This is a genomic window from Alphaproteobacteria bacterium LSUCC0719 (assembly GCA_040839025.1).
GTDB lineage: Bacteria > Pseudomonadota > Alphaproteobacteria > Puniceispirillales > Puniceispirillaceae > UBA8309.
The window spans coordinates 200,228-222,569 of the sequence record JBFPJN010000004.1; the positions used below are offsets into that span (position 1 = coordinate 200,228).

Consider the following 22,342-nt stretch of genomic DNA (forward strand, 5'->3'; position numbering starts at 1 on the left):
CCATATGTTTGTCTTCACCTCTATTGCGCCTCACCGCCCCACCGGCACCCATCCCGGCATGATGGCATTACATGGTCGCACCAATCTGCCAGGGAACGAATTCATAATCACCAAGCCCCTGCGCCTCGGATTTCGACCGGGCCCCGGACGCCACATCCAGCAGCATGTCATAGATCTGGCGTCCCATCTGCTCGAGTGACCGCCCCTCGGTCAGCATCGCGCCGGCATTGATGTCCATATCCGCGATCAGCCTGTCATACATTTCGGTATTTGTGGCAATCTTGATACAGGGAGACGGCTTGGACCCGAAGGCAGACCCCCGTCCGGTCGTGAAGGTCACCAGATTGCAACCGCTGGCAATCTGACCTGTCACCGATGCCGGATCATAGCCGGGCGAATCCATGAAGGTGAACCCACGCGCCGTCACCGGCTCGGCATATTTATAGACCCCGGCAAGCGGAGATGTGCCACCCTTTGCCGCCGCACCAAGTGATTTTTCAAGAATGGTTGTCAGCCCGCCCCTTTTGTTGCCGGGGCTGGGATTGTTGTCCATCGATCCACGATTGCGCTCTGTATAGTCCTGCCACCAGTCAATGAGATCGACGAGCCGGCGACCTGTGGCCGCATCGACAGCGCGCCGCGTCAAAAGATGCTCAGCCCCATAGATCTCGGGGGTTTCGGCAAGCACCCCGGTGCCCCCCTGTGCCACCAGCAGGTCACAGGCATAGCCAAGCGCCGGGTTCGCGGTAACGCCGGACAAGGCGTCCGATCCACCACATTGCAATGCCACCATAAGTTCCGATGCCGGGCAGGGCGTGCGGGTTGACTTGTTCACTTCGGGAAGCATCTCGCGCACCATCGCGATGCCGGCCTCGACCGTCTTTGCAAGCCCCATCGAATCCTGAATGTTCATGGTCTTGAAAAGCGGCCCCTGTTTCAGGCCATAGGCCTCGAGCAACCAGTCGATCTGGTTCATTTCACAGCCAAGTCCGACCATCAGCACGCCGCCATGGTTCGGGTTTTTGGCATAACCCCACATGACCCGTTGCAGCGCTTCAAACCCCTCTCCGGACCCGGCCATGCCACAGCCGGTCCCGTGAACAAACGCCACCACACCGTCAACATTCGGATAGCTGGCCATTTCCTCGGGCCCGAAGGCGGAGGCAATCATCCTGGCGGCCGTGGCCGAACAATTCACCGATGTCAGGATGCCGATATAGTTGCGCGTGCCGACCCGGCCATTCTCGCGCTGGAACCCCATGAAACTGTCCCGCGCCGAAGCCTCGACAGGCACAACCGGACGCAGGTCGGTGGCGAACTCATAGGTCGCCTCGGTGGCGCGAAACTCGACATTCTGCACATGGACATGTGCGCCGACCGGAATGTCTTCGCTGGCATAGCCAATCACCTGCGCATATTTGCGGATTTCCTCGCCGGCCTTGATCGGGCGCGTTGCCAGCTTGTGGTTGCGCGGAATGATGGCCTGCGTCACCACATCCTCGACCGGTGTTCCGGCCTCGAGGGTCTGGGTGGCGGTGATGACATTGTCAGCTGGATCGAGGCGGATGGTCTTGGACATGTCGGAACGACTTTCATGAAATACAGTGCGGTTGGCGTGATGGTGCGGTTGGCATGCCGCCACCGGAAACGGCAAAGCTGTTTCCGGACCGAAGGAGGTTTGCGGTCTTCCTGTGCGGCGGGCCGTTCACCTGAGCTGAAAGTAAAGGAATGCCGGCCAGCGCTTGTCAAGCTGGAAACCCTTGAAATTGTGGATTGCTCATGGCCAAAGGCGTGACCGCGTGGCAGGATAGCGCCAGTAATGACAGGCACCGAAACCGGCCCGATAATGGGCCGACCGGCCAGCGCGTCAAAGCGTGATACAGGTCGACACCTGTGGGGACGAATTATCTTGTGGAGGGACGCATGACACAACAGGGCAGACTGGCCGGCAAGACGGCACTGATCACCGCCGCCGGCCAGGGAATAGGCCGTGCCACGGCGCTGGCAATGGCGGCCGAGGGTGCCGAGGTTTTCGCCACAGATATCAATGCTGAAACCCTGGCAAAACTTGACGGCACCGACCGGATCACCACCTTCACACTGGATGTCATGAATGCGGCGTCAATCACCGATGGTGTCACCCGCATCAATCCCGATATTCTGTTCAACTGCGCCGGGTTCGTTCATCACGGCACCATTCTTGACGCCACCGACGAAGAGTGGAATTTCGGGTTCGAGCTGAATGTCAGATCAATGTACTGGACCTCGCGCGCCGCCATTCCCGGCATGGTTGAGCGAGGTTCCGGATCAATCATCAACATGTCCTCGGTGGCTTCATCGGTCATCGGCGCGCCAAACAGATTTGTCTATGGTGCCAGCAAAGCCGCGGTGATTGGCCTGACGAAGTCAATTGCCACCGATTTTGTTACCACCGGCCTTCGCTGCAACGCGATCTGCCCCGGCACGGTTGAAAGCCCCTCGCTTGAGGACCGGCTGAACAACACAGGTGATTATGACAAGGCCAGAACGGACTTTATCGCCCGCCAGCCAATGGGCCGCTTTGGCAAAGCCGAGGAAATCGCCGCGCTGGCAGTCTATCTGGCCTCTGACGACAGCGCCTTTGTGACGGGTCAGGCCATCAACATTGACGGCGGCTGGACTGCCTGACAGCGGGCACAGCAGAATAATGGACAGGGTAGCAGGGTTACAGCCATGACAGACCGCAAGATCAAACCGGCAGAGCTGCGCTCGCGCCAGTGGTTCAACAATCCGGATGATGCCGAGATGACGGCGCTCTACACCGAGCGTTATCTGAATTACGGGCTGACCCGCGAAGAGCTTCGCGATGGCCGTCCGATCATCGCCATCGCCCAGACCGGGTCCGATCTTTCGCCCTGCAACCGGCATCATCTGGAACTGGCAAAGCGCGTTCGTGACGGCATCATCGCGGCGGGTGGTCTGCCGATGGAGATACCGGTACATCCGATCCAGGAAACCGGCAAGCGACCGACCGCCATGCTTGACCGCAACCTTGCCTATCTCAGCCTTGTTGAAACGCTGTATGGCTATCCAATCGACGGTGTGGTGCTGATGATCGGCTGTGACAAGACCACACCGGCGCTGCTGATGGCGGCGGCAACCGTGGACATTCCCGCCATCGCGCTGTCGGTTGGCCCGATGCTGAATGGTTGGCACGACGGTGAACGCACCGGGTCGGGCACCATTATCTGGAAGGCACGCCAGTTGATCGCCGCCGGCGAAATCGATGATGACGGGTTTCTCGACCTTGTGACTTCCTCCACCCCCTCGACGGGCTATTGCAACACCATGGGAACGGCGACCACGATGAATTCCCTTGCCGAGGGTCTTGGCATGCAGCTTACCGGCTCGGCGGCGATTCCAGCCCCCTATCGCGAACGGGGACAGATGGCCTATTACACCGGCAACCGTATTGTCGACATGGTGTGGGATGACCTGAAACCATCGGACATCATGACCCGCGCCGCCTTTGAAAACGCCATTGTCCTGAATTCAGCCATCGGCGGGTCGACCAACGCGCCAATCCATCTGAATGCGGTTGCCCGGCATCTGGGGATCGAACTGACCAATGATGACTGGCAGGCCCATGGTCACAAGGTGCCGCTGCTGGTCAATCTGCAACCGGCGGGTGACTATCTCGGCGAGGATTATCATCGCGCCGGCGGGGTGCCGGCGGTCATCGCTGAATTGATGCGTCACGACCTGTTGCCAAACCCGCAGGCGATCACAGCGAACGGACAGACCATCGGCGACAATTGCCGTGACGTGCCCATCGCCAATGCGGATGTCATCTGGCCGGTCGACGCCCCGATGAAGAATGAGGCCGGTTTCATCAATCTCCGGGGCAATCTGTTCGACAGCGCGATCATGAAGACAAGTGTGATCAGCCCGTCCTTTGTCGCACGGTTTCTGTCAAACCCGGATGACCTGAATGCCTTTGAGGGAACAGCCTATGTTTTTGACGGGCCGGTCGATTTCCACAACCGGATCGATGATGAATCGCTCGGCATAGACGGCACCGCCATTCTGGTGATGCGCGGCGCCGGGCCAATCGGCTATCCGGGCGGCGCAGAAGTCGTCAATATGCGCCCCCCCGCCTATCTGATAAAACAGGGAATAGACGAACTGCCCTGTATTGGCGATGGGCGGCAATCCGGCACTTCGGGATCACCCTCGATCCTGAACGCCTCGCCGGAGGCGGCAGATGGTGGCGGACTGGCGCTGATCCAGACCGGCGACCGCGTACGGGTCGATCTGAACAACTGCACCGTCAACATGCTGGTGCCTGAGGACGAACTGGCGGCGCGCGCCGCCACACTGGCGCAGAGCGGCGGGTTCCCGAGTCCGCAAAGCCAGTCGCCCTGGCAACAGATCTTCCGCGAGAAAGTCCGCCCCTTTGCCGAGGGGATGGTGCTTGACGGCGCAACCGACTACAAATCCATTGTTCGCACGCGTGGCCTGCCCCGCGACAACCACTGAACCTATTCACCACCTAGACGCCCAACATGACCGCAACCGGAGATTTCTGATGAAACTGATTCGTTATGGTGACGCTGGCCAGGAACGCCCAGGCCTTGTTGATTCAAAGGGTACGATCCGTGATCTGTCCGCCCATATTGCCGACATCACCGGCGCCACCCTCGACAATGCCACACTCGACAGGCTGCGCGCCCTTGACCCGGACTCGCTTCCGGCAGTTGACAGCGCTGTCAGGATTGGTGCCTGCGTCGGCGGTATCGGCAAATTCCTGTGCATCGGGTTGAACTATACCGATCACGCTGCCGAAACAGGTGCCGACATCCCCGAACACCCGATCCTGTTCATGAAGGCCACTTCGGCCGTCGTCGGGCCGAATGACAAGGTGATGATGCCCCGGCAATCGCAGCATAGTGACTGGGAAATCGAACTTGGCGTGGTGATTGGCACGACGTGCAAATATGTCTCGGTTGAAAACGCGCTTGACCATGTCGCCGGATATTTCATCTCGAACGACGTGTCGGAGCGGCATTTCCAGAGCAAACTGACCGGCCAGTGGACCAAGGGCAAATCCTGCGACACATTCGGGCCAATCGGCCCCTGGCTCGTCACCGCCGACGAGGTTCCGGACCCACAGGATCTGGATATGGCACTGGACGTCAATGGAATCCGCCGCCAGACAGGCAATACCTCGACGATGATTTTCACCGTCGCCGAATGTATCTCGCATCTGTCGGAATTGATGACGCTGCATCCGGGCGATGTCATTTCCACCGGCACACCACCCGGCGTCGGACTGGGGATCAAGCCGGAACCCGTCTTCCTTCAGGAAGGTGATGTGATGGAGCTGACCATCAAGGGACTTGGCCAGCAGCGTCAGGAGGTTGGGCGGGATCCCGCCTGACACCAGCCATGACAGCTGGTGCCGCAGCCGACATCGTGCTTGCCGACTGGGGCACCAGCAGCTTGCGTGTCTGGGCGCTTGACCGGAATGCGCGGCTTCTGGATGAACGACGATCGGACCGCGGTATGGCGACCATGCCACGGGATGCCTATGGCCGGGAGTTGGACCATCTTCTGTCAGTAATGGACGTGCCGCGCGACATACCGGTTCTGATCTGCGGTATGGCTGGCGCGGCGCAGGGGTGGCAGGAAGCCCCCTATCTGGACATGCCCGTCGATTTCACATCGCTTGCCGACAGGGCCATCCGTGTCACCGGACAGGACCGCGATATTCGGATACTGCCCGGCATTGCACAGCGTGACCTCGACAACCCCGATGTCTTGCGGGGCGAGGAGACAATCCTTCACGGGCTTGTCTGCGCCGGCATGCAGGAAGGGATCGTCTGTCTTCCCGGAACACATTCGAAATGGGCCCGGATCAAGAATGGCAGGCTGGTTGGTTTCCGCACCATGATGACAGGAGAGATGTTCGCCCTTCTCGGCGAAAGCTCGATTCTTCGCCATACTGTCACATCCGATGGATGGTCCGATGATGATTTCATCACCGCTGTCCGCGAGGCGCACGCCACACCGGCACGGGCCTTTGCCAGCCTGTTCGGGCTTCGCGCCGGCCCGCTATTACATGCAGACAAGGCACCGCACGGGGCTTCACGACTGTCAGGCCTGATGATCGGTGCCGAAATATCCAGCTGCCTTGCCGACCGTCAGCAGCTTTATCTGGCGGCGACCGGCACCCTGGCGGCGCGCTATGCAACAGCGCTTGACTGTCTCGATATCGATTTTGACATGACCGATGCCGATCAGGCGGTGCGCGCAGGGTTGTTCGATCTGGCATCGCACATCTGGCCCGAAGCCCTGACCGCAGCCACAACCCAAGCCCCGGCCCAAGCCCCGGCCCAAGCCCCGAAGGAGGCACGGCAAGATGGCGCAACGTGACCATGAAAGACGCCTTGTCGCGATACTGCGCGGGATCACGCCAGCGCAGGTCGAGCCGGTTGTGGAAGGGTTGATTGACGCGGGATTCGATGCCATCGAAATCCCTCTGAATTCTCCGACACCCTTTGCGTCGATCAGGCTTGCCGCGACAATCGCCGCGCGGCACGGCGGCCCGGCGCGACTGATCGGTGCCGGCACGGTGCTTCACCCCGACGACGTGGCGCGCGTGCATGAATGTGGTGGCAATCTGATCGTGGCACCGAACACTGACCGGGCCGTCATCACCCGTGCGCTTGATCTTGGGCTGACGGTGATGCCGGGGGTGATGACCCCGACCGAGGCCCTGGCAGCCATCGATGCCGGGGCGCGTGATCTGAAATTCTTTCCGGCAACGCTGCTTGGCCCGGCCGGGATTGCCGCCATCAACGCGGTGCTTCCCGACGATATCCGGATTTATGCCGTTGGCGGTGTCGGGGCGGATGATTTCGCCGCCTATGCCGCAGCCGGTGTTCATGGTTTTGGAATCGGGTCCAGCCTGTTCAAACCCGGCCGGGATGCCACACAGGTCGGCGCGGCCGCGCATGCCTGCATGGCCGCCATGCGCCGCGCATTTGACGGCACCTAGTCGCAAAGGACTATGCAGCCAGCTTCACGAGCGCGGAATGATCGCCCCCGGCACCGCCACAACCTGGGCCGCAAGCCTGTGTCCAGCCGCCAGCCGGTCAGCCTCGTCGGCACCGGCCAGGAAGGCGGCAAGATACCCACCATTGAAACTGTCACCGGCGGCGGTGGTATCGACAACATCCGGAGCCGGCGGAAAGTCGGGCAGCTCTGCCCCCGCCAAATGCGGCGACATCGGACCAAGAGCGCCTCGCTTGATGGCTATGCCGTCCCAGTCACGCGCGGCAAACCGCGCGACGACGGCAGCTTCGCTGTCCAGCCCATGCAGTTCCATTTCATCATCGATGGATGGCAGGGCGATGTCGGCCAGCTGCCACATCCGGTCATTGGCGGCGCGCGCCGTTTGATGATCCTCCCACAGGGCCGGTCGGAAGTTTGAATCAAAGGCCAGCTTGATGCCGTGGACGGAACGGGCCTCTTCAAGCATCTCGAACAGGGCCAGCCGCGCCGGCGGCGTCAGAATGGCAAGCGTAATCCCGGACAGATAGACAAGTTCCGCCTGCGGCAGGGGTGGCACCGGCCCCGGCGCCGTGAACAGCCGCCGCGCGGCCGAGTTGGCACGCCAGTAGGAAAAACTCCGCTCGCCGCTGGCATCGGTCGCGACAGCGTAGATGCCGATGTTACGCTCCGGATCAGTAGTGATATGACTGATATCCAGCCCCTCGGCGCTGGCGTGATCAAGCAAGCCCTGTGACAGCGGGTCCGTGCCGATGCGGCTCATATAGCCGACCTGGTGAGGCGCGCCAAGCTGGCGTGCCGCATAGATAGCGGTGTTGTAGCTGTCGCCGGCAAAGCCGACGGCAAAACCGCCCGCAAAGCCGTCACCCTGCGTCCGGATCTCGGCCATCACTTCGCCAATCGCAAGCAACCTGACGGATGACATGCTATCCAATCCTTTCCAAAGGGCTTGTCAGACAAGCCGTCCGCGGGCCGCGACAGGCAATATGTCCACAATGTCGTTCCCGCGCACCGCGACAAGCTGGTCAAACATATTCACCGCCACACACACATGGTTCGGCACTACCCGCAGGATATCGCCGACTTCCGGCAGAGTCGGGCACTCCGACAGATCCAGAAACCCGTGTTCCTCGGCCATTTTGTGGATGCGCGCCTCGGGATGTTCAAGGATCAGACCGTGTCCTTCAAGGCCACCGATATCGGAGGTGAAGGTCTTTGACCCTGCATCCAGGATCCCGCGCCGCGCCCCGGCCCGGCTGACCACGGTGGTAAAAATGCGCAGCGCACAATCATCAATCCCGGCCATACCGGCAGCCATCATCATTCTGTCATTGAAAATGCAGGTCCCGGCGCGATGTTCCGTGGCACCTTCAAGCTGGGTCATATTGCCAAGATTAGGTGTGCCACCAGTCGAGATGATGTCCGCCACCAGCCCAAGATCGGCAAGACCGCCCTGTGTATCATCCAGAAATTTCTGCGTTGCCGGCCACCCGTCACGTGGCGGGTAGAACAGCAGCCCCCCAAATTCCAGCGCAGGATCATCGCGCACCAGTTTCGCCAGCGCCACCGCCTCGGCGGGTGTTTCCACCCCGGCACGTTTTTGCCCGGTGTCACATTCAATCAGAACCCGGATCGGCCGTTCGGCCACCCGCCCCGCCTCGGCATAGGCAGCAAGCGATACCGGATTGTCGGCACAGAGTTTCAGCCCCATGCGGCGTTGAAGCGCCGCCAGTCTGCCCGACCGCGCCGCGCCGATGATGTTGGTGGCAATCAGGATATCCTCGATCCCGGCCTCGGCCATCACCTCGGCCTCGCCAAGCTTCTGACAGGTAATGCCTATGGCACCTTCATCCAGCTGGCGGCGGGCGAGAACAGGCGATTTATGTGTCTTTATATGCGGTCTGTTGGCCCGGCCAGCCTTGTCACACAGCGCCTGAACACGCGCGATATTGCGGTCGACGACATCCAGATCGACAACCGCACAAGGGGTTCCGAACCGCTCGATAACCGTATTTTTCAGTGACACGATGCCCGTCATTACCGAAACAACCCGTCATTACTGCGTCTGCCTTGCTTGTTGCGCATCTTCAACGCGTCGTCATTGATCGACGGGTGGGCGCTTTGGCGGGAAGATAAGGTCGAGTGTCTTGTGCGCGACAAAGGCGGCAATAAGGACCATCAGCCCTTCAATGGCGCCAAGCAGAAAGACATCCGAATTGCCAACGCGGATGGCCGCGAACGCTGCGGCGGCTGCCCAGATGACAAGATTTATAATACCGCGATGCTTGCTCATGGGGACAGCATAGACCAACTGGCCCCACGGTTTCCAGCAGCGTTTTCAGTGGCGAATTATGGCAGTGTTTGTTGGTGGCGCTTCGGGACGTCTTGCATATCGGCATTGCCCATCAGGTGCCGGTCAGCGTCAATAACCTGCGCCCTGACAGGCCGCCAGAAAGAGTCCAACAGCCGCAATCAGCAGCAACGGAACCCACATTCGGGTGTGCCAGCGGCGCGAGCGGCGATGCCCCTGCACAATGGCGTTTGTTGGCCGGGAAAGGTTCAGATCACCATCAAATATGTTCACCGCCGGAATGGCGTCATAGGCCGCCTGATCTTCATCCAGCGCGACGGTCATGCGAGCCGAAGCGAAAATTTTGTCATCCATGTAAACCTGCCTGTTGGTATTGGCGGCTGGCGGCATAAGCCCTGATGACAGAATGTCGCGGGTATATGGGGTCGTCCAGTTGGGACTTGGCAAAAGACTTTTCCCGATTCTGTGAGATAGACATCATGAACCTGTCGTGTCTGGCCCGGCAGAACAAGGACCGCGGCAGTCAACCACACCGCGGACGGTGATTTCGGATTTGCCGGATGGATGACCCGGGCGCTAGCATTGTTCCAGACAAAACGACACGTCCTCTCTCTAAAGGAGATCGAGATGGCCGATGATGATGCGACAAGACGGCTGGCCGGCATGAAGCGGGACCAGCGTGCGCGTGCGGGCAAGGATGATGCGCTCAGACAGCTCCTGTCCAGTGGCGGTCAGACATCGGACGACAAGCTTGCCACGGTCAAGGTTGTACAGAAAGTTGACCAGCGACGCGTGCTGTCAGCTGTCAGGCATCTCCTCGACAAGGACGGCACAGCTTGAACGGCGCGGCGCGTCGGCATTACACTGTAAATCAAATCAGATGGGTGAACATCAACGGACGCTGACCGCAATGGCTGACGGGACACGGGAATATTCGCTTCTTGGGCATGACGGCAAACAGGCACTGGCGACAGGTCTTGCCGGCGCACGCTGGTACCAGACCGAGATCCCGCGCAAGCAACTGGCCGCGCTGATGCAGCGTCGTGACGGGCCGGCCATCCGTGACACCATGATCCTGTTCACCGCGATGGCGGCACTTGGCACGGCCGGGGCCTTGCTGTTCCCATCCTGGCTGGCGCTGCCGGCCTTTCTGGCCTATGGGGTTCTCTATGGCTCGGCGATGGATTCGCGCTGGCATGAATGTGGACACAAAACAGCCTTCAAATCACGATGGCTGAATGACGGGGTCTATCAGATCGCCTGTTTCTGCATGATCAGGAACCCCTATAGCTGGCGTTGGAGCCACGCGCGCCATCACACAGACACGATCATTGTCGGCCGCGACCCCGAAATCCAGCTGATGCGCCCGCCTGCCTTTCTGAAATGGATGGTGAATTTCCTGGGTTTGATCGATGTGCCAGCCGGGATCAAGCGCATGCTTGTCAATGCCAGTGGCAGGCTGGATCCCCAGGAAGCCAGTTTCATCCCGGACATCGACCACCCCAAGGTTATCCGTGTGGCGCGGGTCTGGGTGCTGATCTATGCCGGCACCATTGCCAGCGCCATCCTGCTTGGCAGCTGGATACCGATCCTTCTTGTCGGCACCCCGCGTCTCTATGGCGCGTGGCACCATGTCATGACAGGCATGCTTCAGCATGGTGGCCTGGCTGACAATGTTGTCGATCACCGGCTGAATTCACGAACCGTCCATATGAACCCGATCTCGCGCTTCATCTATTGGAACATGAACTATCATATCGAACATCACATGTTCCCGAAGGTGCCGTTCCACGCGCTTCCCGAGCTTCACAGGCTGATCCGGCACGATCTGCCAGCCGCCTCGCCGTCAATTGCCGCCGGGTTTGCCGAGATGTGGCCGGCACTGGTGCGCCAACTCAGGAACGAGGATTTTTTCATCCGGCGCGACCTTCCCGACACCGCACAGCCATACCGGGAATTGGATCCTTCCGATTCGGCCTTTGTTAAATCCTGAAGGGTCTTTTGACAAACAAGGCGTAGATACTTCCCGTACGGTGCGACATGATGTCAATGCGGTTGACGTTCCCCTCCCCCGAACGTCCCGCACCTTTACCAACCCCCAGTGGCCGGCACCGCCACTGGGGGTTTTTTCGTCCGGGCCTCCAAAATATCCCGGCATCAGGTCAAAACCCCCAGAAAATCCCCAGAAAACCGGTAGAGAGCTGGCAGAAGACGGGCAGAAAACAACCCTGAATTTACCCGTCATATCGCAAGGGGCTGGTGCCATTCGACTGTGGCTGACACTGGCTTGTTTGATGAAAACAACGTTCGGTGATAGCGTTCCGGACACGTTCTGCCCCGACAATCTTCAGTGGTGACAGGCGGCAGAATGAAGGCTCACACGCATGGTTATCACACGCCTGACAGGCAAAATGGATCAAGATTGAGGCGGGAATGTCCATGTCACAGCTTATGAAAGCCATGCTGTTAACAGGTCATGGCGGCATGGATCGTCTTGAGTACAGGGACGATATTCCGGTGCCGGTGCCAGGCGATGGCGAGGTGCTGATCGACGTGTCCGCCTGCGGGATGAACAACACCGACATCAAGGTTCGCGAAGCGCAATACACAGTCGATCATGATCCCAATAGTGGCCGGGACGAAAGCGCCGCCGCGGCCTCGATCAGTTCTGCGGATGGCGCGACAAGCCTGTCATTTCCACGCATTCAGGGCGGTGACATCGTGGGCAGGATTGTCGAGGCTGGCGCTGGTGTCGACAGGAGCCGTATTGGCCAGCGCGTACTCGTCGATTTCAGCATCTATCATGGGCGGGACGAAGACGGAAACCCGACCATGGATCTGGCGAATGTCGACTATATCGGCCATGGCTGCGACGGCGGATATGCGGAATATGTTGTGGTCCCCGCGGCCAATGCCCACCATGTAAACCGGGCCATCAGCGACGCCGAACTGGCGACGTTCGGTTGTGCCACGGTCACGGCCGAACATATGCTGTCACGCGTCCAGCTGTCACAGGGCCAGCTTGTCGTCATTACCGGTGCCGGTGGCGGCGTCGGTTCGGCGGCTGTGCAATTGGCGCGGGCGCGCGGCGCAAGACCGATCGCGCTGACCAGTCGCGGCAAGGAAGACGCCATTATGTCCCTTGGGGCGGAGTGGTGCCTGTGCCGGGACGAATTCACCGATCCTGAAGGCGTCTTCCAGGGTGACGCGTTTCTGGCAGGAATTGAAAAGGCTGCCGGGGGCAGCCACCGCATCGATGCCGTGATCGACCAGGTCGGCGGTGCCATGTTCCACAGTCTGCTTCAAACCCTGAAGCCTGACGGGCATTACATCACGGCTGGCACGATCGCCGGATATACACCGCGGGTGAATCTGCACACTGTCTATATGGCGTTCCTGAACATCCACGGCTCCTCTCAGGGTACGCCATCGGATTTTCGGCGGATTGTCGACTATATCGAACGCGGATCGCTGCAGCCTGTTCTGGGAGGCACCTTTCCGCTTTCACAACTGGTGGCAGCCCAGAAAGCCTTTCAAACAAAGCGGCATACCGGAAATCTGGTCATCATACCGGACAGCAAGTGGGATTTGCATGGAGCGCCCCATGCCACATGAGATCAGGATTGCCGATATTGATGTCGGCGGTGACTATCACCGGATCATCCTGGACGGCATACCCTGTCCCAAAGGTGCAAGCGCGTTCGAGATTCGACAGCATTTCCTGGAAAATCACGATCAGCTGCGGCGACTGCTTCTGTCCTTTCCCTTCGGAACAGACGAGATGTGTGTCGATCTGCTGTTCCCATCCAGTGACGAAACAGCCGAATATGGGCAGATCGTCATGGAATGTATGGGATATCCATATTTTTCCGGATCCAATACCTCGGCGACCATCGCGGCGATGCTGGAATTTGGATTCATTCCCAAGAACGAAGGCACCCACAGGATCACGCATGAAATGCCAAGCGGCCTTGTCGGTGCTGAATACAGCATCCGCGACGGGATCATCGAGGACATCACCATCGAGGGTGACGATTCCTATGTCATGCAGGATCGGATCAGCGTTGCGCTGAACGGCTATGGGCAGGTTGACTGCGCGCTGGTATGGAGCGGCGCCATCTTCATCATGGTCGATGCAGGCCAGTTCACCATCGACATTGACGCCAACAATCTGGAACGAATGAAATCCATCGGGCTGGAGCTGACAGAGGCGTTCACGACAGGGTTTTCATATGAACACCCGATTCTTGGTCGCCTTGATCCCCCGAAATTCGTCAATTTCATGGGGCCTGTACAGCATGATGATGGTGACTCCTATTCTGGATGTGGTGCTGTTTATGGCCATCCCGGCACCATATTCCGCTGTCCCACAGGGACCGGCACCGCGGCGCGGATGGCATTTGAGATCACCCGTGGCAACATGCCTGCGAATGCGGTTTTCCATAACCGGTCGGCCACGGGAACACGGTTCACTGGCCGGGCGCTTGGCTGGCGCAACCAGAATGGCACCGACATGCTGCGCACCACCATATCCTCACGTCCCTATCTGTTGTCGACAAGTACTCTGAATGTGGATTTCAACAATCCGACACTTGGCGAATTTGCCGGTCTTCAGTCGCTTTTCACCGCCTGACATCACCTTGCAGACACAATGTCTTGCGCCACGCACCGGTTGATATTTGGTATCAAGTCGCGTTAATTTTTCAGACAGATGTTTTAAGGTGACGTCCGCCAGATATCGCAGGCGGGCTGAGGATGGTACGGTTTTTGTGGCTTATGTGATTGCGATTGCCGGATTCGTTCTGGTCTGGTTCTGCCAGCTTTATCTGGTATTCCCGATTGAACAGTCGATCAGGGGCGATGATTCAGCAGTCAATGCCTTCAGCTACATGTTTCTGCCGCATGGCGTAAAAGTGCTGATCGTGCTGCTTTTCATGCAGCGGGGCCTGCCGATCATTCTGGTGGTCAGTTTTCTCTTTGGCATTCATTTTGGTTACGCGTTCGATTATGCGCTGTTCGGGGCCGCCATCGCATCGCTGACCGCGATCCTGCCTCTGTGGCTGGTGAATATCACCTTCCAGAGGCCACTTAATTACCAGTTCTGGAATGTAACGCGTGATAATTTCAGCCTGTTCCGATTTGCCTTTGCCATGTCAATCGCGGTGGCAGTGTTGGACTCGATCTTTCAGGCAGCGCTTGCCAAATTCATGTTGAATTTGGATCCCGATGTTGAACTCTCACTCGGCTTTTTGACAGGTGATATCGTAGGTGGTTTTATATGTATCATTCTTGCGATATTCGCGGGTCGGATGGCCTTCAAAAGGTATGGAAATGTCTTCTAGCTTTAAGTCATATCTGGCGTTGCTCAGACTTGTAGACGATGCTTCGAGGGAGCTGGGGCTCTCGCATTTGACCTCGTCTGACAAACAGGTACTGCTTGCGATGACCGAATTCGCGGGCACCGGCAACATTGCCAAAAGCTTTACCTATGCCAAATACAGCGACGTTGTCGGACCGGAGCATGCTGTGTCTCGCGCCCAGTTCTTCAAATCGATCGACCGCCTTCTCAGCGCCAGGGTGGTGAAAAAACAGGGCACAGGGCGGAGCGCAACATTTCTCGTCGACGCCACATGACCGCAGCCCGGTGACACCCTGACAGGATGTCACCATTGCCATGACGGGATCGCGATGCGGTTATGCGTCAGGCGTCACGAGTCAGGCGTCACGCCATCTTCGTCCGGATCGGAGGCCTGTGATCACCACAGCTCGAAGATCGACATCAGAAGGAATCCGCCAGCTGCCATTGTAATCCAATAGACTGGCCTTGGCACATTCATCCTGCCGGCCATCTTGTGATATCCGACCATCAGCGCCAGCAACCCCAAAGGAACGACAATTTTCCATACGCTGTCCATATGACTTCAGTAACACAAGGCCCATTTCGGATGTGCTTTTTTCTTGTATGACCTTGCGGACAGGATCTTTGGCTTGCCAGCACACACGGCGTTAATCATACTTTTTGCGAAATTCAGGTGCATGATAGGGATCCTGCATGGCCAATTTCCATGTCTGTATCCCGATCGAAATAGCGGTGTAAGTTGAAGATCGTAATCAAGAGCAACGCGCATGAGGCCGCGCACCAGGTGGCGGATCAGATCGCAAATCATCTGATCGCCAAGCCGGACATCGTAATGGGGTTGGCAACCGGCGAGACGATGCGGCCTGTCTATAGCCATCTTTGCAAGTTGTTTGAGGCTGGAGACGTCCCATCGGCCAGTTTCACCAGTTTCAATCTCGATGAATTTTCCGGGGTTCCCCCGACCCATCCCGGCAGCTTCAACGCCTATATGGTGGAGGCGCTGTTTACCCATATCGCGAATGCCGGGCACCGCTGTTTCCTGCCTGACGGGATGGCCGATGATCCGGAAATGGCAGCTGCAGCCTATGAGGCGAAAATCGCGCAATGTGGCGGTATCGATCTCCAGCTTCTGGGAATCGGGCGAAACGGGCATATCGGATTCAATGAACCGGGAACCCCCTTTGACAGCCGTACCGCTTCGTTAGACCTGAGCCAGCAGACACGCGAGGTCATGACGGGTTTTGAGTCCAACAGGCCACACAGGGCGATTACCATGGGCATTGGCACCATCATGGAGGCACGACATTGCCTTCTTCTGGCGACGGGCGAGGCCAAGGCGGCAGCCGTCAGCGCCATGCTGAGCCAACCGCCCTCGCCCGCCTGCCCGGCAAGCGCCCTGCAGGCGCATCCCGAGGTGATGATTGTTCTGGACAGGCAGGCCGCCAGTCGCCTTACTGAACAGCAATTACTGGATGCGGACGCCTCTTGACCGGGACAGGCATGACATGACAGCCAAAGCAGATACCGAAACAGTGCCAGATGCGGAAAGCTGGCTCGACCAGCTTGATGACGCGACCGCACTCGAAGTGATGTTGCAGGATCATGGTCGTGCGATTGACGCTGTGAGAGGGGGAATCGCCGAGCTGGGAATGGCGGTGACGGCCATTGTCGACCGCCTGCAGGCAGATGACACCGCGCGTATCATCTATGCCGGGGCCGGGGCATCCATTCGCATCGCGGTACAGGACGGGGTGGAGTTGCTGCCGACCTTTGACTGGCCGCGCGACCGCGTCGCCTATCTGGTGGCCGGAGGAGACAGGGCACTGATCGAATCCGTGGAAGACGCAGAAGATGATGAAACCGCCGCCCGGACGATGGTGCGCGACCATGCGATCGGCAGACAGGATGTCGTACTGGCGCTTGCCGCCAGCGGCAGGACCACTTTCACCTGTACGGTACTCGCCGAAGCCAAAAAATTAGGCGCGCTTGCCATCGGCATTGCCAACAACCCCGATGTTCCGCTTCTGACGAATGCCGATATTGCGATACCGCTGCTTACCGGAGGCGAGGCGCTGGCCGGCTCAACCCGTCTGAAGGCCGCCACCGCCCAGAAGATATGCCTGAACATGATTTCCACGCTGGTGATGACACGCCTTGGACGTGTGCGCGACGGCAAGATGATCGCCATGCGCCCGACCAACGCCAAGCTGCGTGACCGGTTTTCCCGCATTCACGGTGACGAAGCGGCAAGCTGACATGAATGCTGTCCGCAATGCCGTTGTCAGCCTGATCTGACAGCAGGAAGGTGTCGCACAAGTTCAAGGCCAAGACCGACAGCTCCCGACAGCCCGTCTCCGGAACTTGGCTGGACCAGTGCCCTCAAATCTTCGCTGAGCAGCGACGCATAGCGTTTGCCAACGCTGCCACTCAGATAAAGTTTCCCGGTCTTGATCGCATCGATGGATCGCAGAATGGTTTCCAGATCGCGCAGGGCCTGGTCGATAATCATCGCAGCCCCCCTGTCCCCTGCTTCATGGGCATCAAAGATTGCGGGGGCGAACTCACCATAATTCTGCGGGGTGGCGGTTTTGCCGAACAGCACAATGTCGGAAGGGTTGTTGCTGAAGCGTGCCAGCGTGTGCGTCAGCAGGTCTGTTGTCTCGACAAGTCCATCATGCGCCCTCAGCGCAAGGCGCAGCAATTCACGACCAAGCCACGCGCCGCTGCAATCATCACCAAGCTGAAGTCCCCAGCCGCCAACCTGTTTCAGCACGCCCCGATGGCGGCTGACGAAAAAGGATCCTGTTCCCACCTGGGCCAATGTCCCGTCACCATCTGCCAGAATGCCGGCAACCGTAATTTCGCGATCCGACATGACGCGAACCGCGGCGAACCGCAGCGCGGCGGCAAGCCGATCAGCCACATCGCCAACATTGGCACCGGCGCTGCCAATGATAGCGACATCATTTGTCCGGGATTCCAGAGGCACCCCGGCGGCGTCATAGACGGCAGAGATGACGGTTTCGATATTTCGCAGGCTGCCGTCAAAATCACTGGTCAGGTTTGAAAAAGCCCCTGTAGCGTGGGCGATCACAAGGCCGTCGGATTGCGCGAGGGCTGCCCGCGTTTTCGTACCGCCACCGTCGATGGCAAGGATATGTCTTCCCGTCATCTCAATGTCTCCTGTCATCGGTGAAGCGACCGGCGGGGCAGATCATCATGCCAACAAGCGCCGACGTCATGATCTTTGACCCTGTGCGACAATATTGACCAATCTGTATCTTTGCCCCACTATTTCCGGTGTACCGCACGTGGTCGGTGTTCGTCTGACGATAAAAAGTGACAGAAAATGTCCAGCGGCACATCAGAAAATATAACAGGGGAGGACCCAAATGAAGTTCAAGTCTTTCATGGGCACGGCCGTTGCTCTTTTGGTTGGTTCTATGAGTGTTGCATCGGCCGATGTGACGTTGACCATAGAAAGCTGGCGTAATGATGACCTGTCGATTTGGCAGGAAAAAATCATCCCTGCCTTTGAAGCCCAGAATCCAGGAATCAAGGTGGTTTTCGCCCCGACAGCACCGGCGCAGTACAACTCGGCGCTGAATGCCAAGCTTGAAGCCGGCACAGCCGGTGATCTGATCACCTGCCGGCCCTTTGACGGCTCGCTGTCGCTCTACAAGGCCGGGCATCTTGCCGAGGTTGGCGACCTTGCCAACATGAAGAATTTTGGCCCTGTGGCCAAATCCGGCTGGAGTACTGATGACGGTTCGGCCACCTTCTGCGTGCCAATGGCATCGGTGATTCACGGCTTTATCTACAACAAGGACGCGTTCAAGGAAGCCGGCGTGTCGGTACCGACCACGGTTGACGAGTTCTTTGCCACGCTCGAGGCAATCAAGAAAGACGGCAACTATGTGCCGCTGTCCATGGGCGTTGCTGACCAGTGGGAAGCCGCGACCATGGGATATGCCAATATCGGCGTAAACTACTGGAAGGGTGAGGAAGGCCGCCAGGCTGTGATTGCGGGCAAGATGAAGCTGACCCATCCGGACTGGGTGGCACCATACGCGCAGCTCGCCAAATGGGGCCCCTATATGGGCGACGGCTATGAGGCCCAGTCCTATCCCGACAGCCAGAACATGTTCACACTTGGCCGCGCCGCAATCTATCCTGCCGGTTCGTGGGAAATTTCCGGCTTCAATGCACAGGCGGATTTCGAAATGGGCGCCTTCAAGGTGCCGGTTCAGTCGGCTGGTGATGAATGCTACATCTCCGACCATGTCGATATCGCGCTTGGGATGAACAAGGCGACAAAGAATCCAGAGGCTGTCCGCACCTTCCTGAACTGGGTTGGCTCGGCCGAATTCGCTGATCTTTACGCCAATTCACTGCCAGGGTTCTTCTCGCTGTCGAACCACAATGTAAGCATGACCGACCCTCTGGCGCAGGAATTTGTCGGATGGCGTGGTGAGTGCAATTCCTCGATCCGGCCTTACCACCAGATCCTGTCTCGTGGCACACCCAATCTGGCCAATGAATATTGGGTGACGTCGGCGAATGTCATTCGTGGCACGATGACACCGGAAGAAGCCGCCGCGCACATGCAAAAGGGCCTTGCCAGCTGGTACGCCCCACAGCAGTAACCCTGCCAGATCACATGAAAAAAGTCAGACAGCCCCGTTGCGGGGCTGTCTGCACCCATAGGCGCTTTGCCGCGTATTTTCGAATTTGACAGTCATAGTCTGCAAGCCAGTGGAGCCCCGGCATTGACCCAGGAACAGGCAACATCCAGCCGCCGCCCGATCCGATGGCATATCGGTGTATTCCTGGCACCTGCGGTTCTGGTTTACAGCACCTTCATGATTTTTCCGCTTTTCGGCACCTTGCAGCTGTCGCTCTTCACCACTTCCGAGCAACAGACATATTTCGTCGGGCTGGATAATTTCAGGACGCTGTTTGGCGATCCGCGCTGGTCTGGTGCGTTCTGGAACGCGCTGGTCAATAACCTGTGGTTCTTTGTCATCCACATGCTGGTGCAGAATCCGATCGGCATCCTGCTCGCCGCCGTACTCTCGAACCCGAAATTACGGATGCGCGGGTTCTACCGTTCGGCGATATTCGTGCCGACCATCATGTCCTTTGTCATTGTCGGCTTTGCCTGGAAGCTGATCCTGTCGCCCTTGTGGGGGATCGCACCGGACATGCTGAAAGCCGTCGGGCTGAAGTTCCTGTTCGCGCCTTACCTTGGCAAGGAGGAATATGCGCTGACAACGCTGGCCCTGATTTCGGTATGGCAATATGTCGGCATCCCGATGATGCTGATCTATGCGGCGCTGCTGTCGATACCGCAGGAAGTGATCGAGGCCGGCGAAGTCGAAGGGGTCACCGGCTTTTCCGCCTTCTGGAAGATCAAGCTTCCCCTGATCCTGCCGGCGATCGGAATCATTTCGATCCTGACCTTTGTCGGCAATTTCAACGCCTTTGATCTGGTGTATGCGGCACAGGGGGCGCTTGCCGGCCCCAATTACGCCACGGACATTCTGGGGACATTCCTGTACCGCACCTTTTTCGGATTCCAGATGCAGCTTGGCGACCCCAATATGGGGTCGGCGGTGGCGATGATCATGTTCCTGATCATTCTGACCGGGGTTTGCATCTATCTGTTCGGCATCCAGATGCGCATGACGCGCTATCAGCTCTAGGAGGCGCAGACGCAGGATGAAACGCGTACGCCACACACTGCCGAATGTTCTGCTCGCGCATGGCGCGCTGGCGGCCTATACGGTGGTCGCGCTGTTTCCGATCTTCATCATCATCATCAACAGCTTCAAGACACGCAAAGCCATCTTTCGTGATCCGCTGGCACTCCCCAACCCGGAAAATTTTTCGCTTGTCGGGTTTGAAACCGTATTCCGGCAGGGCGATTTCTTTCTCTATATGCAGAATTCGCTGATTGTCACTGTCGCCTCGCTTTTCTTCATTCTGCTGTTCGGGGCGATGGCCGGGTTTGCGCTGGCCGAATACAGATTCAAGGGCAACACGCTGATGGCCCTGTATCTGGCAATCGGCATCATGATACCGATCCGGCTTGGCACCATCTCGATACTTGAAATCATGGTTGCCAGCAATCTGGTCAACACGCTGACAGCGCTTGTCCTTGTCTATGTCGCACAGGGTCTGCCGCTGGCCATTTTCATCCTGTCCGAATTCATGCGCCAGGTGTCGGATGACCTGAAGAATGCGGGCCGGATAGACGGGTTGTCGGAATATCGTATTTTCTTTGTTCTGGTGTTGCCGCTGGTCAGGCCGGCACTCGCCACGGTCGCGGTTTTCAACATGATCCCCATCTGGAACGACCTGTGGTTCCCGCTGATCCTGGCCCCTGGCGAGGAAACCAAGACCCTTACCCTTGGCTCGCAGGTATTCATCGGCCAGTTCGTGACTGACTGGAACGCCGTTCTGTCAGCCCTGTCGATGGCGATGTTTCCGGTGCTTGTTCTGTATCTGATTTTTTCAAAACAGCTCATCAGGGGCATAACTTCGGGCGCTGTGAAATGAGCTGTAAAATGATACGTGTTCTTGTCGTCGGACTTGGCAATATGGGACGCAGCCACGCGCTGGCCTATCACCATCAGCAATCCTTCCAGATTGTCGGACTTGTGAACCGGACTGCTGTCGACCTGCCGGACGAGCTGACCGGCTATGACCGTTTTGACGACTTCCATGACGCTCTCGAAACGACATCACCCGATCTTGTCTGCATCGCCACCTATTCGGACAGCCACGCCGATTATGCGATTGCCGCGATGAAGGCCGGCGCGCACGTCTTTGTGGAAAAGCCGCTGGCAACCAGTACCGCCGATGCCATCGCCGTGGCCCGCGCCGCGCGGGACCATGACCGCAAGCTGGTTGTGGGCTATATCCTGCGCCACCATCCGAGCTGGCAAAGAATGATAGCCGAGGCGCGGGCACTGGGAGGCCCCTATGTATTTCGCCTGAATCTGAACCAGCAGAGCAAGGGTGATGAATGGTCAACGCACAAACAGCTCATGCAGACAACACCGCCCATCGTCGATTGCGGTGTGCATTATGTTGATGTGATGTGCCAGATCACCGACGCCGCGCCGGTTCAGGTACGTGGCATGGGGCTGCGCCTGTCCGAAGAAATCGCGGCGGATATGTATAATTACGGCCATTTCCAGGTGCTGTTTTCCGATGGATCGGTCGGCTGGTACGAGGCCGGCTGGGGTCCGATGATGTCGGAAACGGCGTTTTTCGTCAAAGACGTCATCTCGCCGGGTGGCGCCGTGTCCATCGTCGCACAGGATATCGCCGGATCGTCGGATATCGACAGCCACACAAAGGTCGGTCGATTGCTTGTGCATCCAACCGGCGGAGAGGACAGGTTCATCGCGCTGGAGGATGAACCCGGCCATCAGGAATTGTGTGATGCGGAACAGGCATTTGTCGGGCGCGCCATTCTGGAAGATATCGATCTGTCGCGCCACGCGCTGGACGCGGTGCAGTCGCTGGCCATCTGCCTTGCCGCTGATGAAAGTGTGCGGTCCGGCAAGGCGGTCGATCTGCAACCGCCGCAGCTATAGTTCGCAAGGAGA

The 22,342-nt window shown here is 58.4% G+C and carries 24 protein-coding genes; 17 read left to right on the plus strand and 7 right to left on the minus strand.

All coding sequences use genetic code 11. The annotated features are described in order from the left end of the window. Window positions 1–67: 67 nt before the first annotated feature. Entirely contained in the window at window positions 68–1,579 is a 1,512-nt protein-coding gene (locus AB3X55_09575) for a UxaA family hydrolase (protein ID MEX0503831.1), read from the minus strand. A 344-nt stretch (window positions 1,580–1,923) separates the two neighbouring features. On the opposite strand from AB3X55_09575, the gene AB3X55_09580 reads away from it, so the two are divergent. The 5 genes from AB3X55_09580 to AB3X55_09600 are packed head-to-tail and all read left to right on the plus strand — an operon-like array spanning window position 1,924 to window position 7,039. Continuing rightward, window positions 1,924–2,667 (plus strand): SDR family oxidoreductase, encoded by a 744-nt coding sequence (locus AB3X55_09580; protein ID MEX0503832.1) that lies wholly within the window; start codon window positions 1,924–1,926, stop codon window positions 2,665–2,667. A 45-nt stretch (window positions 2,668–2,712) separates the two neighbouring features. Then, the gene (locus tag AB3X55_09585; protein MEX0503833.1) at window positions 2,713–4,518 is read left to right on the plus strand and encodes an IlvD/Edd family dehydratase; all 1,806 of its coding nucleotides are present in this window, start codon (window positions 2,713–2,715) and stop codon (window positions 4,516–4,518) included. 49 nt (window positions 4,519–4,567) lie between these two features. Next, window positions 4,568–5,419, plus strand: a complete 852-nt coding sequence (locus AB3X55_09590; GenBank protein MEX0503834.1) for a fumarylacetoacetate hydrolase family protein — start codon at window positions 4,568–4,570, stop codon at window positions 5,417–5,419. An 8-nt stretch (window positions 5,420–5,427) separates the two neighbouring features. Further along, a complete protein-coding gene (locus AB3X55_09595) occupies window positions 5,428–6,414 on the plus strand; it encodes a 2-dehydro-3-deoxygalactonokinase (GenBank protein ID MEX0503835.1) in 987 nt (328 codons plus the stop codon). Then, window positions 6,401–7,039, plus strand: coding sequence for a 2-dehydro-3-deoxy-6-phosphogalactonate aldolase (locus tag AB3X55_09600; GenBank protein MEX0503836.1), 639 nt, complete (start codon window positions 6,401–6,403; stop codon window positions 7,037–7,039). The genes AB3X55_09595 and AB3X55_09600 overlap by 14 nt, the downstream gene beginning before the upstream one ends. A gap of 24 nt (window positions 7,040–7,063) precedes the next feature. Here AB3X55_09600 and AB3X55_09605 read toward each other — a convergent pair whose 3' ends face one another. The 4 genes from AB3X55_09605 to AB3X55_09620 form a co-directional block, all read right to left on the minus strand. Next, on the minus strand, window positions 7,064–7,978 hold the full coding sequence (locus AB3X55_09605; protein MEX0503837.1) for a sugar kinase: 915 nt from the start codon (window positions 7,976–7,978) through the stop codon (window positions 7,064–7,066). Between the two features lie 27 nt (window positions 7,979–8,005). After that, complete coding sequence (locus AB3X55_09610; GenBank protein ID MEX0503838.1) at window positions 8,006–9,091, minus strand: alanine racemase; 1,086 nt, start codon at window positions 9,089–9,091, stop codon at window positions 8,006–8,008. Window positions 9,092–9,151: 60 nt separating this feature from the next. Beyond that, window positions 9,152–9,346: a hypothetical protein gene (locus tag AB3X55_09615; protein ID MEX0503839.1), complete on the minus strand. Its 195-nt coding sequence runs from the start codon at window positions 9,344–9,346 to the stop codon at window positions 9,152–9,154. A 129-nt stretch (window positions 9,347–9,475) separates the two neighbouring features. Then, on the minus strand, window positions 9,476–9,718 hold the full coding sequence (locus AB3X55_09620; GenBank protein MEX0503840.1) for a hypothetical protein: 243 nt from the start codon (window positions 9,716–9,718) through the stop codon (window positions 9,476–9,478). Window positions 9,719–9,991: 273 nt separating this feature from the next. On the opposite strand from AB3X55_09620, the gene AB3X55_09625 reads away from it, so the two are divergent. The 6 genes from AB3X55_09625 to AB3X55_09650 all read left to right on the plus strand — a co-directional run bounded on the left by AB3X55_09625 (window position 9,992) and on the right by AB3X55_09650 (window position 14,998). After that, window positions 9,992–10,204: a hypothetical protein gene (locus tag AB3X55_09625; protein MEX0503841.1), complete on the plus strand. Its 213-nt coding sequence runs from the start codon at window positions 9,992–9,994 to the stop codon at window positions 10,202–10,204. A gap of 70 nt (window positions 10,205–10,274) precedes the next feature. Then, window positions 10,275–11,357, plus strand: coding sequence for a fatty acid desaturase family protein (locus AB3X55_09630; GenBank protein MEX0503842.1), 1,083 nt, complete (start codon window positions 10,275–10,277; stop codon window positions 11,355–11,357). 440 nt (window positions 11,358–11,797) lie between these two features. Beyond that, window positions 11,798–12,979: a zinc-binding dehydrogenase gene (locus AB3X55_09635; protein ID MEX0503843.1), complete on the plus strand. Its 1,182-nt coding sequence runs from the start codon at window positions 11,798–11,800 to the stop codon at window positions 12,977–12,979. Then, complete coding sequence (locus AB3X55_09640; protein MEX0503844.1) at window positions 12,969–13,997, plus strand: proline racemase family protein; 1,029 nt, start codon at window positions 12,969–12,971, stop codon at window positions 13,995–13,997. The genes AB3X55_09635 and AB3X55_09640 overlap by 11 nt, the downstream gene beginning before the upstream one ends. 136 nt (window positions 13,998–14,133) lie before the next feature. Beyond that, entirely contained in the window at window positions 14,134–14,706 is a 573-nt protein-coding gene (locus AB3X55_09645) for a hypothetical protein (protein MEX0503845.1), read from the plus strand. A 100-nt stretch (window positions 14,707–14,806) separates the two neighbouring features. Next, on the plus strand, window positions 14,807–14,998 hold the full coding sequence (locus AB3X55_09650) for a hypothetical protein (protein MEX0503846.1): 192 nt from the start codon (window positions 14,807–14,809) through the stop codon (window positions 14,996–14,998). A gap of 122 nt (window positions 14,999–15,120) precedes the next feature. On the opposite strand, the gene AB3X55_09655 is transcribed toward AB3X55_09650, so the two are convergent. Next, on the minus strand, window positions 15,121–15,279 hold the full coding sequence (locus AB3X55_09655; GenBank protein MEX0503847.1) for a hypothetical protein: 159 nt from the start codon (window positions 15,277–15,279) through the stop codon (window positions 15,121–15,123). Between the two features lie 183 nt (window positions 15,280–15,462). Between AB3X55_09655 and AB3X55_09660 the strand changes: the two genes are divergently transcribed. After that, entirely contained in the window at window positions 15,463–16,212 is a 750-nt protein-coding gene (locus AB3X55_09660; protein MEX0503848.1) for a glucosamine-6-phosphate deaminase, read from the plus strand. A 16-nt stretch (window positions 16,213–16,228) separates the two neighbouring features. Next, window positions 16,229–16,978, plus strand: a complete 750-nt coding sequence (locus AB3X55_09665) for an N-acetylmuramic acid 6-phosphate etherase (GenBank protein ID MEX0503849.1) — start codon at window positions 16,229–16,231, stop codon at window positions 16,976–16,978. 26 nt (window positions 16,979–17,004) lie between these two features. Here AB3X55_09665 and AB3X55_09670 read toward each other — a convergent pair whose 3' ends face one another. After that, window positions 17,005–17,895 carry a BadF/BadG/BcrA/BcrD ATPase family protein gene (locus AB3X55_09670; protein MEX0503850.1) on the minus strand — a complete coding sequence of 297 codons (891 nt, stop codon included), beginning with the start codon at window positions 17,893–17,895 and terminating at the stop codon, window positions 17,005–17,007. A gap of 271 nt (window positions 17,896–18,166) precedes the next feature. Between AB3X55_09670 and AB3X55_09675 the strand changes: the two genes are divergently transcribed. The 4 genes from AB3X55_09675 to AB3X55_09690 all read left to right on the plus strand — a co-directional run bounded on the left by AB3X55_09675 (window position 18,167) and on the right by AB3X55_09690 (window position 22,330). Further along, entirely contained in the window at window positions 18,167–19,369 is a 1,203-nt protein-coding gene (locus tag AB3X55_09675) for an ABC transporter substrate-binding protein (GenBank protein ID MEX0503851.1), read from the plus strand. Window positions 19,370–19,492: 123 nt separating this feature from the next. Next, window positions 19,493–20,428, plus strand: a complete 936-nt coding sequence (locus tag AB3X55_09680; GenBank protein ID MEX0503852.1) for a carbohydrate ABC transporter permease — start codon at window positions 19,493–19,495, stop codon at window positions 20,426–20,428. A gap of 16 nt (window positions 20,429–20,444) precedes the next feature. Further along, entirely contained in the window at window positions 20,445–21,284 is an 840-nt protein-coding gene (locus AB3X55_09685) for a carbohydrate ABC transporter permease (protein MEX0503853.1), read from the plus strand. A gap of 8 nt (window positions 21,285–21,292) precedes the next feature. After that, on the plus strand, window positions 21,293–22,330 hold the full coding sequence (locus AB3X55_09690) for a Gfo/Idh/MocA family protein (protein MEX0503854.1): 1,038 nt from the start codon (window positions 21,293–21,295) through the stop codon (window positions 22,328–22,330). Window positions 22,331–22,342: the final 12 nt, after the last annotated feature.